The organism is Allopusillimonas soli (assembly GCF_004153445.1).
Classification (GTDB): Bacteria; Pseudomonadota; Gammaproteobacteria; order Burkholderiales; family Burkholderiaceae_B; genus Allopusillimonas; species Allopusillimonas soli.
Genome location: NZ_SDQC01000008.1, coordinates 58,524 through 74,594 on the forward strand (window position 1 = coordinate 58,524; position 16,071 = coordinate 74,594).

Here is a 16,071-nt window from a genome sequence, read left to right on the forward strand (position 1 = left end):
ACTTTCTCGGGGAGATTCTACACAATCAAGACTTCCGTCGCATTACTGGTGGCCTTATCAGACCACCGTAATCGTAAGTGCTTACTAACTTTTTGCAGAAAATTTTTGTCTCCGAGCATCGCCGACAGACTCACCCCGTTCGGCCTCATAGCCACGCAGTAGGTCATCTATAGCGGCATCGGCTCTCTTGCGCTGCTGCGGTGTAAGTGCCTGCAGTCGTTCGATTGTGACTTTAAATAGGGGCCAGGTCTCACTTTTAGTGGGGACATGACTATGCTTCTGGCGTTTTGAATCACCATGTTGTTTCAAACCGTAGGGCCATTCCTCGTCGCTCATGCCCCAATGATCTGCGCCAACAACATCGGCAAAGTATCGCCAAAGCTCAGGCAATCGTTCCTTAGCGATAGCGCCTTTTTTAATCCAGTCTGAGACAGACGGGGGCTTCACGCCAAAGTGACGCGCGATTTCTGCCTGCGAGCGCGCACCGCCGCTCTCAATTTTGAGGCGTATCGCTTGTTCGATAGCTTTGCCGAAATCTTTTCCTTTAAGCATCGCCTAATAAACCATGCTGGCTATTGATTAGGCAATTCCTTTCTATTAATATTAGGCTACGCCTTATATTATGAGAAACCATGTCGAATCTCCACGTACAACAAGCTTGCGACATTGCGGGCGGTCTGTCCGCTCTTTCGCGATTGCTAGGGGTAAAGCCGCCTACCGTCCATCAATGGTTATCGGGACTCCGCCCGGTTCCGGTGGAGCGCTGCGCAGCAATTGAGCAAGCCACCCAGGGAAAGGTCACTCGCCGCGATCTGCGCCCTGACGATTGGTATCTCATCTGGCCAGAACTCAAGGGGGCGGATCATGCATAAGCATATTGCCGTGTTTCTGGACGAGCTATTTCGAGATATCGGAATCTTCTTCTGCTGTGTGGCTGGATATCGCTTCACTGCAGGCCACTCGCCCTCCGACTCTTGGGTCGGTCCAGCCATTGTGTTTGTCATAGTGATCGTCATTCGGTGGTGGCTATGGTCAGACGGAAAGCCACCCCGACAATCAACCGAACAATGTAACCAAAGGGATCGCTTCGCCACCTGGTTCGTCAGCAACCCGTTCATGGGTGTACTCCTGCGTTTAGCCAACCCCATATTCTTATGGTCCCAACTGCGCATAGCTGACGCGGCGGGCATCAAAATTACTTGGGGCCACCTCTGCGGCGACGTAACCGTGAATCAAGTGGCGGAACCAAAGGAGCCCCCACATGAGCTTTGAGCCAATTCTTCATAGCGCTATCTTCGCTTGCATACCAATCCGCGCCAACTTCTACAAGCATGGCATCCTTGATGTCGCTAAAGTCTCCGGCCACGCCGTCGAACGCGGCTTGCCTGATTTCCCAGGCCACCAGGTCCGTTTCCATGAAAACACCTATGCCCTTGGAATCCACCCACAAAGGCCAAGCCTTCTTATCCACGGTGTCTTGGATATTTTTCAGCGTTTTTTGAATGGCTTTGGCATTGTCTTTACCGGCCGATATCAACATCAGGTATCGACGCTTTCCCTCCGACTGCTCTTCGGAATCACCAAATGGATTGTCCATAGCACCCTCGACACATCAAATGTAACTGCTGGTTCAGTACAGCATACTCGAACATCACCGCCCAAGAACCCATGGCGCCCCAGGCCGGACGATTCGCGTATCCCCATCGGGCCTGGTGACACAGTTTCAATGAAGGGCCCTGGTGGAGGCGCTGGCTTGTTCGGGCAATTCCGTTTCACATCGGTAGCACAGCTCACGAAAGACGGCGGCCACAACCCCGGCGGGGGCGCGGCCCAACACAGAGCGAACGATATCGCGCGCCTGGGCAAGTGTTGCCCGGACCGCCAAAGCCGCCCTGTCCCCTTCCCCATCAAATTCATTGTTCGTATTCATGGTGCCCATTGTGGGCGGGCTGGGGGCGTGTGTCATGCGTAACGTATCGCAGACCTTAATCGGCATCCTGCGTGAGGAAATCTCCGAGTATCGGAGGATCCACCGCAAATCCCGCGAAACCATTGCGCAAATGGTAGTCGAGGCCCATGAGCATCTGGGGGCGGACATTACTACGGGCATACGGTTTGAGCCCAAGACGGTCGACACGTTCGAGCGGACCAAGGTAAACGCGGATCGGATCTTTCGATGGCTGGACGACGAGACCAAGGATTCGACCCTATTGCCGGCCAATTGTTTGATTTCGCTGCTTGCCGGCATGCCAGAGGAAGTGCAGCGCCGGATACTGGACCGCGCGCTGCTACCCTTGGGCTTCGCCGTGAGAGCGCGCGCCCTGCCCCAGCCCTTGGTGCCCTTCTCGGCTGCTGTTGCCACGCAGCTGATGCGCGAACAGAACGACGCCGCGGTTGCCGCGACGGGCCTGATAGACGGGTTTGACCGCAGCGAACTGGAAAAGGCGCATCAACAGGCGTCCGAGGCAATCGACGCAGGCATGAAGTTCCGGGCCATGGTTGAAGCCCATATGGCCGAAGCGGAGGCATCATGAAAGGCCCGCCAAACCCAACGTTATGCAAACCAGGCCAGCACCCTCTCCCACACCGAAAGCTTGAGCTTGTGCTCTGGGAATCCAGCGCTCATTACCGTTGCGTTATACGCCGGCTTTGCGAGAGAGGAAATAGTGTCCGGGCCGGTCGATTGAAGTACACGAAGCTCGTAATCGAGTTTGTTGAGCGACAATTTTGGCGCCCGTGCGGCCAACTGGCCAAACTTCTGCCTTTGCAGCTCACATCGAATGGACTTCTCCGTTGGTCGCAACTCACGCTCCACATAGGCAGCAATGGCAATGACCATGCCGATTGCAGCAGCAAAGCTAGGTTTGCCGACCCAAACGGTTGCAAAGGCCGCCGATCCACCGATCAAGTTTATGAGCGAAAAGACGCTATCCAACCTCTTGTAGAAACGCGCGTTCATGTCATTGAATCGCACACCGTACTGGGTATCAATAACGGCTTCCGCGTGATTCCTATCCAGTGCAATAGCTGTGGCTTGTGTGTTGTTCTCTTCCATCATCGACCTGTTTTGCTGGTGGTGGTTGTGGTACCGGACTGCGCGCAGGAGGTACCTGATTCTTTTGTTCTCGGCTCATGGTCGGTCCTTTGTGGAGAAATGAATAGAGTAAGCGCCTACATTTTGACACAAACGGACTCGACCGCCCATTACGCAAAGCGCAGGAGGCTTCCGTGAAAGGCCGCCCCACCTCCGCCGCCGAAAAGCGTTTTCACGATCAACTGGCGCGGCATATAGGCTGCATTGCCTGCCTGCTGTCCAAGTCTTCCAATCCCGAGGTATCGATCCATCACATTGATGGCCGCACCAAACCCTGGGCGCATTGGCTCGTCTTGCCGCTTTGCGCCGGCCATCATCAAGAGAACACGGGGCGCCCCGGCTTGATTCCGGTGCACCCCTGGACCAACCGATTCGAGCAGGCATACGGACCGCAGCCATTCCTGTTGCATGTATGCCTGGACATTCTCGAACGCCGCCACGGCATCATCGTGCCCCAGGCGCGCGCCGCGGCGAACGGCGACTGGAGTAAAGCGGCATGATGGCACCTCTAATAAGCTCCCAACGGCACCTTGACCAAAGACTGGTCCGCAAGAAGGCGGCGACATTCCGCACTTTTATCGTCCGGACGCTGGACGTCGAACTACGAGGTCGCTGTTATCGCATCCTTCTGGATGGCCACCATAACCTCGCTGCTGCTCGCATGGCTGCTGTGGAGCCCACGTGGCGAGGGCCTGCAGCCAAGTTCCAGAGAATCATGCGCAAGACACCGCCACCCGTGCTGGCCGCGATGCTCATCAATAACCTGACTGATTCCGATTGGTACTACATCGATACCGGCGAAGTCGTTACCGAGCTATTGCACCCGGAAAGGATAGCGGAATGAGGATATACATTTCCGGCCCCATGACCGGCCTGCAAGACCTCAATTTCCCCACGTTCCGCAGCAATGCGGCCAAGTTGCGCGGCGCTGGCTACACGGTGGTCAATCCAGCAGAACTGTGCACTGATCCAAACCAGCGTTGGGAAGATTGCTTGCGCAAGGACCTCGCCGAGCTTGTTGCTTGCGATGGTGTGGCTATGTTGCCCGGCTGGGAGGCATCCAGAGGTGCGCGACTTGAAAGATACATTGCCCTGGAACTGGGCATGGTCGTCGGTGACGTCCGGGCTTTCCTCCTGATGCAAGGGCAAAGGCCCCAACCCGCCAGCGAACCCGACCTCGCAGAGGGGGCATTATGAATGTACATACAGCCACTGCCGTGGCCTCGATTAGCAGATACCTGCCTACGAGCAGGCTTGCCATGACTAGCATTGAAATCGCTGGCCTAGTCGAGTCCCGGCACGACAGCGTGAAGCGCACCATCGAGCGGTTGGCAAATCAAGGAGTTATTGTCCAGCCACCATTGGTGGATGAACCCGGAACCGACTCGATGGGTCGGTCTCGTGCCACGCAGGTATATGTTTTCACCGGTGAACACGGCAAGCGCGACAGCATCATAGTGGTGGCGCAGCTGTCGCCGCAGTTTACCGCGCGCCTGGTTGACCGATGGCAAGAACTGGAGCGTGGTGTCATGCCGGCGGTACCGCAGACATTTGCCGATGCGCTACGCCTGGCTGCCGAGCAGGCCGACCAGATCGAAAGGCAGCAGCATGCGCTGGCCGAGGCCGCGCCCAAGGTGCAATTCGTCGACCGCTACGCCACCGCTAACGGCACACAAGGGTTTCGCCAGGTATGTAAGCTCCTGAACGCCAACGAGGCCCAATTTCGCCTGTTCCTGCTGGAGCAGCGCATTGTTTACCGCCTAGATGGAAACCTCACCCCATTCCAGAACCACATTGATGCGGGCCGATTTCAGGTCAGAACCGGTATAGCGCATGCATCGGATCGTGCTTTCGCGCAAATGCGATTCACGCCAAAGGGTGTGACGTGGATTGCAGGCGAATGGGGCAAGTATTGCCTCGCGAAGGAGCAGGCGGGCTCAGAATTATCGGAGGGCTCATCATGAGTACCGCAATTATGTCGGCATGCTGGCCGATACAGGGCATGACGCCAGCCCAGAAGGCTGTCTTGATATCCCTGGCAGATAACGCAAACGATGAAGGTGTTTGCTGGCCATCGGTGGCCAATATATCCATGCGCACTTGCCTTTCGGAGCGTGCGGTGCAAGCTGCTATCAAGTGGCTGTGCCAATCCGGGTACCTGATTGCCCGAGAGCGTTCGGGTCGTTCGACGGTGTATATGTTGACCCCCGCAGGAAATGCACCCCCGCAGCAAATGCGGGGCGCGGCAGATGCACCCCACCCCCGCAGCAAATGCACCCCACCCCCGCAGATGCTGCACCCCACCCCCGCAGATGCTGCACCCAGAACCGTAAAGAACCGTCATAGAACCGTAAAGGAACCTTCTCGGCGCAAAAGTGCGCCGACGGATGACGAGTTTGAACTCGCATGGTCGCTGTATCCGAAACGCGAAGGAGGCGATTCACGATCGGATGCGCTCAAGGCGTGGAGGGCCAGGATCCGCTCTGGCGATGCGACGGCGGACGAGATGACCGACGGTGTGCGTCGCTATGCCGCCTTCCTGCGGGCCAAGGGCAAGGTGGGCACGGAGTTTGTGAAGCGTGCCTGCACGTTCTTCGGCCCTGGCGGGCACTACCGCGAACGCTACGCCATCGCCGAGAGCGATATCACCGGCGGCCATAGGGCCAAGTTCGACCCATCCGCCTACGTCAACCAGCACCGAGAACCACAAGGGGGCGCAGACCATGACAACGACCGTACCGTCGACGTCCAAGCAGTGCGTGTGGACTGAACCGCGCGCCAAGCTCGATGGCGCCAGCATCATCACGCACCTGTACAACCGCCTGGACGGCATGTACCCGAATCGCTGGAGCGCAAGCTTCTCCAGTCCCACGGCGATTGAAGCTTGGAAGGCCGCTTGGGTGGAAGCATTCCTCGAGGACGGTCTGACACCGCAAGACGTGGCCCAGGGCCTGCGTGCCTGCCGGAAGATATACGACTGGCCACCGTCGTTGACCGAGTTCATCAAGGCATGCCGCCCCAACATCGACCCGGAACTGGCGTTTCACGAAGCGATTCGCGGCATGGCGCAACGCCAACGCGGTGAGCGCGGCAACTGGAGCCATCCGGCGATTTACCACGCGGCGGTCAGCATCGGCGCTCACGACATGCTACACGGCTCGTACCCGGCAATGAAGGGGCGCTGGAACCGGGTTTTCGCTGATGAGCTCGCCAAGGGTCAATGGGAGCCGATCCCAGAGGCACGCGCCGCCCTGCCTGCCCCGCGCAAGACTGAGCAGACGGACAGAGCCGCCCAGCAAGCCGTCGAGCAGCTCGGAATAGGTGGCATCGGCAAGGGCAATGGGCGCGATCCGCTTTCCTGGGCCCGCGCTGTGGTGGCAAATCCGCGGGGGCGCACCCGTACCGTCATCGATATGGCGCGCCGCGCCCTGCACGATGGAGCCGAATATGCATAGACGCTTCAAGGGGGCGCAAGCAACTCGACGACTGCAGGCGCTGGGCCGTCTCAAGTCCGGCGAGATGAACAAGACCGAAACGGCCTACTCGCAGCTACTCCAATCTCGCCAGCATGCCGGCGAGATACTTTGGTATGCGTTCGAAGGCATCAAGCTGCGCCTGGCCGACAAAACCTTTCTGACTGTGGACTTTGCCGTCATGGATGCAGATGGCTATCTGCAGATGGTCGATGTAAAGGGGGCGGCACACCTATTTTCTGATGATGCGAAGGTGAAAATGAAAGTGGCTGCCGAGCGCTTCCCATTCGCCTTCAAGATTGTTTACCCCCGCCCAAAACGCGACGGGGGCGGATGGGAGGAACAGATCATATGAGAAAGAAAAATGGACTGACGGTGGCAGAAATCCGCGATGAAGAGGCACGTCGGCGGCGCGCCGCACGTGAACGCCTGCAGCAGTTAAATCTGCTTGCCATTGAAAAGCTGGCGGCGCACGGTGTGAAAAACAATCGAAACTGGGTGCCAAAGACAATCACATCGATTGAGCAGTTAACAGGCTGCCCCATCAAAAATCAAGGTCAGGCTGAATACCTGCAGGCATTTCTGGCGGGCAAACTAATCAAGGGCGAAGTAGTGCCGCCGCGCACGCGCCCCGCATGGCGACCGCTGGTGATCTCGGACCAGTTGCGCCGCAATTTCGAGCGGGCCAGCCTGGCGCAGCCACCCATGAAGTCGCCCAACGCCAGCGGAGCATGCGATGGCGCACCGCATTGATGCGGACAGTCTGCTTTGGAACTGGGCCAGATATTGCTGGTCCGGCGCCACAGTGGGAAACATGATGCCTTACCTTGTTGATAAGGTTGCATCGGAGCCTGTCAATATGTACCAGGCTCTCGTCATTGACCGCATGCACCGCACCCTGCCCCACCATGAGGGCATGATCATTACGGCGGAATATCCACAGCGCAATGTGCGTTTCTTTGATCTGCAGGAGCATGAGCGTATGCAAGCGGCACGGCGCTGGATAGCCCAGATCACCGGCGTGCACCTTACAGACAATGAGTACCGGCTTTATCTAGGTTTATTCAAGAATCGAATTGCAGGAACATTGCTTTGAAGTATGCACGCGAAGTCATCGATCTTTTGGCTGCTTATCCTGACCGTGAATTCCGGATGATTCAGATTGTTCGCTATATTGCGGGCGGCCGACCTAGAAACCCGCTCGAATGGGAGCGCATACGCAAGGGCGTGCGCCGCGTGATGCTGGATCTGCAGGACTCTGGCCACGTCACGAAGCGCAGCCTGCACGCCAAAACGGGGGGCTTCTCGCTATATAGCTGGAAACCGGGACATTTGGTTGTTGAAAACCGGGACGGAATCCGGGACAATATCGCCAGGGAATTTGCGCCCTGAGTTTTCGTAAGCCTCGCAGCGATGCGGGGCTTTGGTATTTTCTGGATAGCTTGGCGCGAATTTTGCTGACGAATTCGCATTATCGAAGCCGACACATACGGAGCCATGCTAGAGGATCAGGAGCCAATTCTCTCAGACAAGATGGAACAGGAATTGCTGGGGCTAGCTGCCGCAGCAGCAGGGATGACTGAGCATCTATCCTGGTCCAACAACATCGCAGAGCCTGCAAGCCCGCATTTCGGTAGATCGGCTTTGTACGCTACAGGCGCGCAACAAGATTCCTGGAACCCGCTTATCGACGACAGCGACGCATTCAGACTGGCCGTAAAGCTGGATATGCGAATTTCGATAGGCTTGGCTTATGTAAGCGCGATCTGCGACTCATTTGAAGCCAGGGAATCGGTCACAGACGATCCCTACGAGGCGACTCGGCGTGCAATCGTGCGGGCTGCGGCAGGATGTGCAATGCGAGACGCGATAGATCGATAGGGCTCGCAATAGGTTGTCTCCTCCACCTCGCGGTGGATTTGGGCCTGAGTCTTAGGATTCAGGCCTCTTTTTTACCGGTTGTCTCCTCCCATCCTGAGTGGGAATTTGGCGGGCCTGTGTCTTCGGACGCGGGCCCGTTCGTTTTGGAGCCTCATATGCTCATGTTTGTTTTCGGCCTGGTCGTCGGTGTTCTCGTCTGCGAGGCGCTGTGCCAGTGGAATGCGGGATTCAGCCTGCTGCGCGAGACATGGTGTGCCATCGTGCGTGTAGTGAGGCATTGATCGGCAGCAATTATTGCAACTGCTCACTGATACTTGTTACCCCTGGATGATCAAGCAAGTTATCCGTTGCCCATATAAGGAAGCCATTATGACGGCCACTGAATCGGCCTAGTGCTGATATGGCTGAGTTCGGTATCTTGTACGCGGACCTGATGCTCCAGTCTTCCTCATACACCACGGCTATCAGGAAATGGAAAGCTTCCTTGTCATGGTCTCGGATGGCTCCCAATTGGCAAGATCGGTTAGTAGCAGTGAGGCGGCGGCTCTTAATTTGATATTGCAGGCCATCTGCATCGGTTGCGTCATAGCCTTTCATTGAGCTGGTGGCGAGAGTCAGCCCGAGCTTGGACGCCACCAACCATTCCGTATAGTCCCCGATGGGATTGTTGCTCGTACGCACAATGCCTCGTTCTCGCAGTTCCCGAAGGATGGATACATATGCCTGCAAGAGGTCGGTCGTCGTTAGCGAGCTGGGATCAAACATCGAGGCTCCGGATGGTAATTCGTGGATAGGCTTCAATCGTATGGGAGTACGTACTGCTGATGTATTGGTGCTTTCACTTGAAGAAAAGCTCCCGTCGGACTTTGCGCTCTGGTTATCCACAGCCAGGCAGACTGGACCAGAGTTATCCACAGAACCGGGGGCCCCTGAGGCAAATGCCCTGGTAAGGGGGATTCGAACCCCAAACATTCTCTGCTTATGAGATTTTTCCTAGGGGGGTAATAATAATTTCCCGAGGATTGGGCCATGTTCAAGTTTAAATCGACCCTGCAAGAGGGGCCGAAATACCTGCGCAGAACCGAGCGGCAGATCCCATTTGCCACATCGCGCGCGCTGAACAGCACGGCCAAGCAGGTCAAAAGCGCCCTGGATCAGGCCATACTGCGCGACTTTGATAGGCCCACGCCCTACACGCAGCGGGCATTGCGGATCAATTACGCCACCAAGGCCAAACTGCAGGCGTATGTCGGGTTCAGAGACAGCGCCGGCAAAGGTGTCTCGGCAAACCAGTACCTCTGGGCTCAGGTGCACGGGGGTACACGGCGCGCCAAGCGCTCTGAGCAGGCCTTGGCCAAGGTAGGATTGCCCGGCGGGTACGTGGTGCCAGGTGCCGGCGCGCAGCTAGATGCTTACGGGAACATGTCTCGCGGGCAACTAGTCAAGCTGCTCTCGTACCTGCAGGCCTTCGGCGAGCAAGGCTACCGGGCCAATGCCACGCGCGATAGCATTGCGCGCACGGCCAAGCTGTCCGGACCCAAACTCAGGGGCAGGAAGAAGTCGCAATACGTCAAGATAAACGGCGTTGCGTACTTCATCTCTCGCGGCAAAGGCACCATGTCGGGCAACTGGAGCCAGCCATTGGCCGCAGGCGTCTGGCAGAAATCGGGCACCCATGGCGTGGATGTAAAGCCTGTGCTGCTGGCCACCAAGGCTGCGCCGCACTACACAAAGCGTCTGCCCTTCTACGAAACAGCGGATCAGGTCTTTGGCGAGCATTACGACACGGAGTTTGCCAACGCGCTGGAACACGCGCTCAAGACGGCACGATGATCGATCTATCGAAGAAAACCACCCAGGCCAAATTTGCGCAGCTGGTGGGCGTCACGCAGCCGGTCATCAGTGGCCTGCTCATGCGCGGGGTGCTCACCAGCGGCGACACGGCGGGAAATTGGCTGCTGGCGTACTGCCAGAACCTGCGTGACGTGGCGGCCGGACGCGAGCAGACCGATTCCGGGCTTGATCTGGAGGCGCAGAAGGCGCGCCTTGCCTCGGCCCAGGCCGACAAGGTCGAAATGGAAAATGAGGTGCGCCGCGGCAACCTTGCCGAGGTGGCAGTGCTCGAATGGGTGCTGACCTCGGCGGGCAGTCTGGTCGGTGCTGCGCTTGACGCCATTCCGGCCAAACTGAAACGCCGGCTGGCCAGCCTGACGGCCGCCGACATTCTTATCATCGAGACCGAGCTGGCCAAGGTTCGCAAAACGATCAGCGAACTGTCGCTCGAGGATATTGAGGCAGGCGAGGATGATGAGGACGACTGATGCGTGTGCAAGCGAATCGCGGGCAGATCGCGCGCGCGCTGCGTCGCGGCCTGGCAGCGTTCGGCGCGCCGGCGCCATTGACCTTGCGCCAGTGGGCAGAGCGGCATTTTTACCTGTCAGCCGAGTCCTCGTATGTCGAACAGCACTGGCAGGCCTGGCCCTTTCAGCGGGCCATCCTGTCATGCATCGGCAACGACGATGTGCAGGAAGTCGACATCCTCAAGTCGGCGCGGGTGGGCTACACCAAGATTCTATTGGCGGCCATCGGCTTTTTCGCGCAGCACAAGCAGCGCAATCAGGCACTCTGGCAGCCAACGGATTCGGACCGCGACGAGTTCGTTAAGACCGAGCTCGACCCAATGCTGCGTGACGTTGCGGTCATGCACCCGATCTTTCCGGCCAGGTTGTCGCGGCACAAAGACAATACGCTGCTCATCAAGAAGTTCCTGGGCGGCGTGCTTCACCTGAGGGGCGGCAAGTCTGCCGGCAACTATCGGCGGATCTCCATCGGCGTGGCTTATCTGGATGAGTTCAGCTCATTCGATCCGGATATCGACGGTGAAGGAGACCCCGGAACCTTGGCGGCAAAACGGCTTGAAGGGGCCACCTTTCCGAAGATGGTCATAGGATCGACACCGAAGGAAAAGGGAACCTGCCTAATGGAAAAGCGGGCCGAGAGCGCGCAGGCTAGGTATGAATATCACATTGCCTGCCCGCACTGTGGCGGTCACCACGCGCTGACCTGGGGCGGCAAGGACGAGACGCACGGCTTCAAATGGGTGGGGCGTGATGCGGACAGCGTACGTCACCTTTGTCCGCACTGTTCGGTTCTGATTACCCAGGCAGAGTACCTCGCCGCGGCGGAAAGTGGATTCTGGTACGGCTCGGACGGCTCGACCATCGACCAGGACGGCGTGTTTCGGGACCGTGATGGCGTCATCATGGCCGCCCATGAGCACATCGCCTTTCACGTGTGGACGGCCTATAGCCCGGCCGTGCAGTGGTCGGAGATTGTGCAGGCGTTTCTGGATGCCTATGAGAAGGCGGAGAAAGGCGACGGGGCGGAACTGAAAACGTTCTGGAACACGACGCTTGGCAGGACATGGGAAGGCGCAGTCGAGAAAATCGAACTCGATGAGCTCAAGCGGCGTGCCGAGATTGAAGCCTTTGCACTGCCTGGTCGTGGTGAGAATGTCGTACCCATGGACTGCCTGCTGCTTCTGACCGGTCTGGATACACAAGATAACCGCATCGAGGCGTGCACGTGGGGATTCGGGCGGGGCAGCCAGATGTGGACCGTGGATCACCAGATCTTCTTTGGCAACCCCGAGGAGGACAAGGTCTGGAAGGACGTCGCCCAGTATCTGTTCGAGAGCCGGTTTGTGCATGAGGGCGGCCAGCAGATGGCCATCTATGCTTCGGCCATCGACTCGGGCGGCCACCATACCAATGCGGTGTATGAGTTTGCTCGCAAGAACAAGGCCCGGCGTGTCTTTGCGGTGCGCGGGCGCCCCTTTGGGGAGAAGAGTATCAATGATGGCGGCTCCATGGTCGACATTGACTGGCGGGGCCGGCGGGTCAAGAAGGGCGTCGTGCTCTGGCACGTGGGCACCAACCTGGCCAAAGACCTGCTGCATTCGCGCCTGAAGATCGAGCGCGAAGGGGCCGGTTACATACATCTGGCCGGAGATCTGTCGGACGAATGGTTTCGCCAGTTCTCCGGCGAAGTCCGGGCCACACGCAAGACCGCGACCGGCTCACGCACCATTTGGACTGCCATGCGCAAACGGGTTGAGGCGCTGGACTGTACGGTTTACGCGCTCTGGCTTGAGGCCCGCCTGAATCTTCAGCGCAAGACCGACGCGTGGTGGCAGGCGTTGGCCGACAAGCTGGGTGCAGAGCTTGTGCAGCATGATGAGCCGCCCGATGAGCCTGCCCCAACGAAGCAAGAACCGAAACAACCGGCGCCCGCGAAAGCGGGCGTTTCTGTATCCACGCCAGCTCGCCGTGCCACCAGGCGGGCTGCATCTTCATCCTACTTGAGAGGCAGGCGCTGACATGGCCTATACGCAAGCAGACCTTGATGCCATTAAGGCGGCCATCGCTGGTTCGGAACTTGAGGTCCAGTACGGTGATAAGCGGGTGCGCTTTCGCTCCATGCAGGACTTGAAGGATGCCGCGCGCCTGATTCAGGGCGACCTGGACGCGCAGGCAGGAAAGCGACGCAGCCGGATTGTGCGACTGCGCCACGGCGGCAAAGGAATCTGATGCGCTACCGGACACTGGCAAATCGCGGCTTCATACTGCCAATGCGCCTGCATAACGCTGGCTCGGCCTATGAGGGCGGCAGCGCAACGGGCAGCCGCGCGCGCAACTGGCAGCCCTCGGCAGCCGGCCCCAATAGTGCGGCCACCCAGAACCTGACCATGATTCGCCGGCGCGCTCGCGATGCGGTGCGCAATGACCCATGGGCCAAAACGGCGGTCACGAGGTGGGTGTCCAACGTCATCGCCACGGGCATCCAGCCTTACCCGAAACACCCGGACCGCGCCATGCGCATGCTGCTAAAGCAGTTGTGGGCGGACTGGACCGCACAGAGCGATGCCGACGGGCGGCTCGACTTCTATGGGCAGCAGGCCTTGGCAGAACGCGCCATGTTTGTGGACGGCGAAGCGCTGGCGATCCTGCGTCCTCGCCTGCCCCGCGATGGACTGACGGTGCCGCTGCAAATCCAATCGCTCGAGGGCGATCACCTGCCGGTGGAATTGACGCACCCACTGGCGAACGGCAATGAAATCGTCAATGGTGTCGAGTTCGACAAGATCGGTCGGCGCGTGGCTTATCACCTGCTGCCGCACCATCCTGGCGAATATGGGCGTATGAAATCAGCGTTCTTGCCTAAACGTTTTGATTCGGCGCGCATCGTGCACGCCTATCAGATACTGCGCCCTGGGCAGGTGCGTGGCGTATCCAGCCTGGCCACCGTGCTGCTGCGCCTGAAGACACTGGATAACTTCGACGATGCCGTGGCGTTCCGTCAGGAGGTGAGCAACCTGTTTGCCGGCTTTATCAAGAAACAAGACCCGACCGGCGATGGCATCGATCCGATCCACGGCGGGCCAGGTGAGTTCGATGAGGACGGCACGCCCATTGTCAGCCTGGAGCCCGGCTCCATGAACGAGTTGGCCCCCGGCGAGGATGTGGCGTTCGCCAGCCCGCCGGGCGCGCCAAATGACTATCAGGAGTTCACGCGCCAACAACTCATGGCCGCCTTTGCCAGCGTGGGTATCCCTTATGAGATAGCCACCGGCGATTTGCGCAATATCAGCGACCGCACCCTGCGCGTGGTGGTCAATGAATTTCATCGGCTTATCGAGCAACACCAGTGGGGCACCTTTATTCACCAGTGGTGCCGCCCGATCTGGAACGCCTGGCTTGAGGCCTTGGTTATTGCCGGGCATATCTCAGCGGCTGATTTCAAGAGCCATAAACGCGAATGGCAGCGCGTGACCTGGGTGCCCGAGGGCTGGGCCTACTTCAACCCTGTCCAGGACGTGAAGGCCAAGACCGACGAGATCCGCGCTGGCCTGACGAGCAAGTCCGCAGTCATCCTGGCCCAGGGTGAAGACCCAGAAACGGTCTTGCAGGAAATCATCGCCGATAACGAAGCGGCCGACGCTGCCGGTCTTGTGTTTGACAGCGATGGCCGCAACGGCAAGCGCTCTTCGGGCACGCAGTTGGACGACGATCCAGCCGATCCGGCCCGGCAACCTTTGACAACCTAGGAGCCAAACAATGGCAAAGAAGAACTGGTACGCCATGAAGGCGTTGCAGGTCGATGGCGAAACCGTAGCCGAAATCCGCATCTATGAGGAGATCGGCTTTTGGGGCATGACGGCCAGCCAATTCATGAAGCAACTGGACGAGGTGACGCAGGACGCGGTTCGCATCGTCGTCTCGATCAACAGTCCGGGCGGCAACGTTTTCGATGCGTTCGCCATCTATAACGCGCTGCGCCGACATAAGTTGCCGGTCGATGCCCGCGTTGACGGTGTGGCCGCCTCGGCCGCCTCGCTCATTCTCATGGCCGGTGATCGGATCATCATGCCCGAGAACGCCATGATCATGATCCATAAAGCCTGGACGTCGGCAGTGGGCACAGCCGATGAGCTGCGCGCCACGGCTGACATGATGGATAAGGCGGGCGATGGCATCGTGGCCGCTTATGTGGGCAAGAGCGGGAAGAGCGAGGAAGAGGTCCAGGAAATGATGAACGAAACGACCTGGATGACCGCGCTTGAAGCGCAGGCGTTGGGGTTCTGCGACCTTATCGAGGAGCCTGTAAAGCTGGCCGCATCGATGCGCGCCGCAGACCTTCTGGCCAAGTACAAGGGCACGCCGCAAGACTTGCTCACGGCACTGCAGGAGGGCGAGCCCGAGGCGGCGCCCCAGTCGGATCCGGATCCCGCGCCGCAGCCCAAATCCGAGCCAGCAGGGCAACCCGAACCCGCAGCCAAACTGTCCGCATCGGATCTGACCCGGCATGTCATCACGGCGTGCAAGGCCAAGGGCATCGCCCACCTATCGAACAGCATTTTGCTGAGTTCGGAGATGGCAACGAAAGAGCAGGCCGATGCGCGCATCGCCGAAGCGTTGGAGATCGACGGTTTGTGTGACGCCGCAAAACTGCCCGAGAAGGCCGAGGACTTCATCATCACCGGCCTTGGCGTGGAGGCAGTGCGCGCACGCCTGTTCGAGCATGTCGTACAGAGCTCGGCAGGCACGATCAGCAACTTGCAGCGCCCAGATGACAGCCCGAATCCTCGGGCTGTTTCCATTAACCCCAGTGCGATTTACGGCGCCCGAGCTGCGGCGCGCCAGTTTCGTTAACCTTCAGCAGGAGTCAACATGACTACCCTTACGGAAACCAACCATCCCGCCGAATTTCTCCTGTCCGAGGGAAATGGCGAAATCTCCCGCGAGCAAGTCACGCTCGCAGCCACCACCGTAGCGTTGGTGCCGGGCCAAATTCTTGGCAAGGTCACCGCCTCGGGTAACTTCGTCCCGTACGACGCCGAAGCCACGACAGGCGAGCAAACCGCTGTCGCCATCCTGTACGGCCATGCGCCCATTTCGACTGACACGCAAGACGTGACGGTCATTGTGCGCAATGCCGAAGTGGCCAAGGACCGGCTCGTCGGTCTTGATGCGGACGCACAAACCGACTTGGCCGATCTGGACATCATTGTTCGCGGCTGATCCCATAAACCTCAACCCTTAAACCTACATCCGGCCGCCCGTC

The 16,071-nt window shown here is 58.7% G+C and carries 25 protein-coding genes; 21 read left to right on the top strand and 4 right to left on the bottom strand.

Translation table 11 applies throughout. The annotated features are described in order from the left end of the window. Window positions 1–84: 84 nt before the first annotated feature. On the bottom strand, window positions 85–552 hold the full coding sequence (locus ERD78_RS20125; protein WP_129971421.1) for a helix-turn-helix domain-containing protein: 468 nt from the start codon (window positions 550–552) through the stop codon (window positions 85–87). 80 nt (window positions 553–632) lie between these two features. Between ERD78_RS20125 and ERD78_RS18725 the strand changes: the two genes are divergently transcribed. After that, window positions 633–872: a transcriptional regulator gene (locus ERD78_RS18725; protein ID WP_129971422.1), complete on the top strand. Its 240-nt coding sequence runs from the start codon at window positions 633–635 to the stop codon at window positions 870–872. A gap of 323 nt (window positions 873–1,195) precedes the next feature. Here ERD78_RS18725 and ERD78_RS18730 read toward each other — a convergent pair whose 3' ends face one another. Continuing rightward, window positions 1,196–1,597 (bottom strand): hypothetical protein, encoded by a 402-nt coding sequence (locus tag ERD78_RS18730; protein WP_129971423.1) that lies wholly within the window; start codon window positions 1,595–1,597, stop codon window positions 1,196–1,198. 367 nt (window positions 1,598–1,964) lie between these two features. On the opposite strand from ERD78_RS18730, the gene ERD78_RS18735 reads away from it, so the two are divergent. After that, window positions 1,965–2,534, top strand: a complete 570-nt coding sequence (locus ERD78_RS18735; RefSeq protein ID WP_129971424.1) for a hypothetical protein — start codon at window positions 1,965–1,967, stop codon at window positions 2,532–2,534. Between the two features lie 20 nt (window positions 2,535–2,554). Here ERD78_RS18735 and ERD78_RS18740 read toward each other — a convergent pair whose 3' ends face one another. Beyond that, window positions 2,555–3,058 (bottom strand): hypothetical protein, encoded by a 504-nt coding sequence (locus tag ERD78_RS18740; protein ID WP_129971425.1) that lies wholly within the window; start codon window positions 3,056–3,058, stop codon window positions 2,555–2,557. Window positions 3,059–3,228: 170 nt separating this feature from the next. Between ERD78_RS18740 and ERD78_RS18745 the strand changes: the two genes are divergently transcribed. The 12 genes from ERD78_RS18745 (at window position 3,229) to ERD78_RS20130 (ending at window position 8,729) form a co-directional block, all read left to right on the top strand. Further along, entirely contained in the window at window positions 3,229–3,594 is a 366-nt protein-coding gene (locus ERD78_RS18745) for a Ref family recombination enhancement nuclease (RefSeq protein ID WP_129971426.1), read from the top strand. After that, window positions 3,591–3,938 (top strand): hypothetical protein, encoded by a 348-nt coding sequence (locus tag ERD78_RS18750; protein ID WP_129971427.1) that lies wholly within the window; start codon window positions 3,591–3,593, stop codon window positions 3,936–3,938. The genes ERD78_RS18745 and ERD78_RS18750 overlap by 4 nt, the downstream gene beginning before the upstream one ends. Continuing rightward, the gene (locus ERD78_RS18755; protein ID WP_129971428.1) at window positions 3,935–4,291 is read left to right on the top strand and encodes a DUF4406 domain-containing protein; all 357 of its coding nucleotides are present in this window, start codon (window positions 3,935–3,937) and stop codon (window positions 4,289–4,291) included. Before ERD78_RS18750 ends, ERD78_RS18755 begins: the two co-directional genes overlap by 4 nt. 62 nt (window positions 4,292–4,353) lie before the next feature. Further along, window positions 4,354–5,058, top strand: coding sequence for a phage antirepressor KilAC domain-containing protein (locus ERD78_RS18760; protein WP_129971429.1), 705 nt, complete (start codon window positions 4,354–4,356; stop codon window positions 5,056–5,058). Next, complete coding sequence (locus ERD78_RS18765) at window positions 5,055–5,864, top strand: helix-turn-helix domain-containing protein (protein ID WP_129971430.1); 810 nt, start codon at window positions 5,055–5,057, stop codon at window positions 5,862–5,864. Before ERD78_RS18760 ends, ERD78_RS18765 begins: the two co-directional genes overlap by 4 nt. After that, a complete protein-coding gene (locus tag ERD78_RS18770) occupies window positions 5,818–6,549 on the top strand; it encodes a replication protein P (RefSeq protein WP_129971431.1) in 732 nt (243 codons plus the stop codon). Before ERD78_RS18765 ends, ERD78_RS18770 begins: the two co-directional genes overlap by 47 nt. After that, window positions 6,542–6,922 carry a DUF1064 domain-containing protein gene (locus tag ERD78_RS18775; protein ID WP_129971432.1) on the top strand — a complete coding sequence of 127 codons (381 nt, stop codon included), beginning with the start codon at window positions 6,542–6,544 and terminating at the stop codon, window positions 6,920–6,922. Before ERD78_RS18770 ends, ERD78_RS18775 begins: the two co-directional genes overlap by 8 nt. Next, window positions 6,919–7,320, top strand: coding sequence for a hypothetical protein (locus ERD78_RS18780; protein ID WP_129971433.1), 402 nt, complete (start codon window positions 6,919–6,921; stop codon window positions 7,318–7,320). Before ERD78_RS18775 ends, ERD78_RS18780 begins: the two co-directional genes overlap by 4 nt. After that, the gene (locus ERD78_RS18785; RefSeq protein ID WP_129971434.1) at window positions 7,304–7,663 is read left to right on the top strand and encodes a hypothetical protein; all 360 of its coding nucleotides are present in this window, start codon (window positions 7,304–7,306) and stop codon (window positions 7,661–7,663) included. The genes ERD78_RS18780 and ERD78_RS18785 overlap by 17 nt, the downstream gene beginning before the upstream one ends. Beyond that, on the top strand, window positions 7,660–7,959 hold the full coding sequence (locus ERD78_RS18790) for a hypothetical protein (RefSeq protein ID WP_129971435.1): 300 nt from the start codon (window positions 7,660–7,662) through the stop codon (window positions 7,957–7,959). Before ERD78_RS18785 ends, ERD78_RS18790 begins: the two co-directional genes overlap by 4 nt. 183 nt (window positions 7,960–8,142) lie before the next feature. Then, window positions 8,143–8,448, top strand: coding sequence for a hypothetical protein (locus ERD78_RS18795; RefSeq protein WP_129971436.1), 306 nt, complete (start codon window positions 8,143–8,145; stop codon window positions 8,446–8,448). A 155-nt stretch (window positions 8,449–8,603) separates the two neighbouring features. Next, window positions 8,604–8,729: a hypothetical protein gene (locus ERD78_RS20130; RefSeq protein ID WP_257216569.1), complete on the top strand. Its 126-nt coding sequence runs from the start codon at window positions 8,604–8,606 to the stop codon at window positions 8,727–8,729. A gap of 10 nt (window positions 8,730–8,739) precedes the next feature. Here ERD78_RS20130 and ERD78_RS18800 read toward each other — a convergent pair whose 3' ends face one another. Then, window positions 8,740–9,213 (bottom strand): DUF6998 domain-containing protein, encoded by a 474-nt coding sequence (locus ERD78_RS18800; protein WP_129971437.1) that lies wholly within the window; start codon window positions 9,211–9,213, stop codon window positions 8,740–8,742. A gap of 264 nt (window positions 9,214–9,477) precedes the next feature. Between ERD78_RS18800 and ERD78_RS18805 the strand changes: the two genes are divergently transcribed. Genes ERD78_RS18805 through ERD78_RS18835 form a run of 7 tightly spaced genes read left to right on the top strand, consistent with a single transcriptional unit; the run spans window position 9,478 to window position 16,028 of the window. After that, window positions 9,478–10,281 (top strand): hypothetical protein, encoded by an 804-nt coding sequence (locus tag ERD78_RS18805; protein WP_129971438.1) that lies wholly within the window; start codon window positions 9,478–9,480, stop codon window positions 10,279–10,281. Further along, window positions 10,278–10,769 carry a terminase small subunit gene (locus tag ERD78_RS18810; RefSeq protein ID WP_129971439.1) on the top strand — a complete coding sequence of 164 codons (492 nt, stop codon included), beginning with the start codon at window positions 10,278–10,280 and terminating at the stop codon, window positions 10,767–10,769. The genes ERD78_RS18805 and ERD78_RS18810 overlap by 4 nt, the downstream gene beginning before the upstream one ends. Then, window positions 10,769–12,826, top strand: a complete 2,058-nt coding sequence (locus tag ERD78_RS18815) for a phage terminase large subunit family protein (RefSeq protein ID WP_129971440.1) — start codon at window positions 10,769–10,771, stop codon at window positions 12,824–12,826. Before ERD78_RS18810 ends, ERD78_RS18815 begins: the two co-directional genes overlap by 1 nt. A gap of 1 nt (window position 12,827) precedes the next feature. Continuing rightward, the gene (locus ERD78_RS18820) at window positions 12,828–13,037 is read left to right on the top strand and encodes a phage head-tail joining protein (protein ID WP_129971441.1); all 210 of its coding nucleotides are present in this window, start codon (window positions 12,828–12,830) and stop codon (window positions 13,035–13,037) included. After that, on the top strand, window positions 13,037–14,554 hold the full coding sequence (locus ERD78_RS18825; RefSeq protein WP_180029227.1) for a phage portal protein: 1,518 nt from the start codon (window positions 13,037–13,039) through the stop codon (window positions 14,552–14,554). Before ERD78_RS18820 ends, ERD78_RS18825 begins: the two co-directional genes overlap by 1 nt. Window positions 14,555–14,564: 10 nt before the next feature. After that, window positions 14,565–15,659: a head maturation protease, ClpP-related gene (locus ERD78_RS18830; protein ID WP_129971443.1), complete on the top strand. Its 1,095-nt coding sequence runs from the start codon at window positions 14,565–14,567 to the stop codon at window positions 15,657–15,659. Between the two features lie 18 nt (window positions 15,660–15,677). After that, window positions 15,678–16,028: a head decoration protein gene (locus ERD78_RS18835; RefSeq protein WP_129971444.1), complete on the top strand. Its 351-nt coding sequence runs from the start codon at window positions 15,678–15,680 to the stop codon at window positions 16,026–16,028. The last annotated feature ends 43 nt before the right edge of the window (window positions 16,029–16,071 follow it).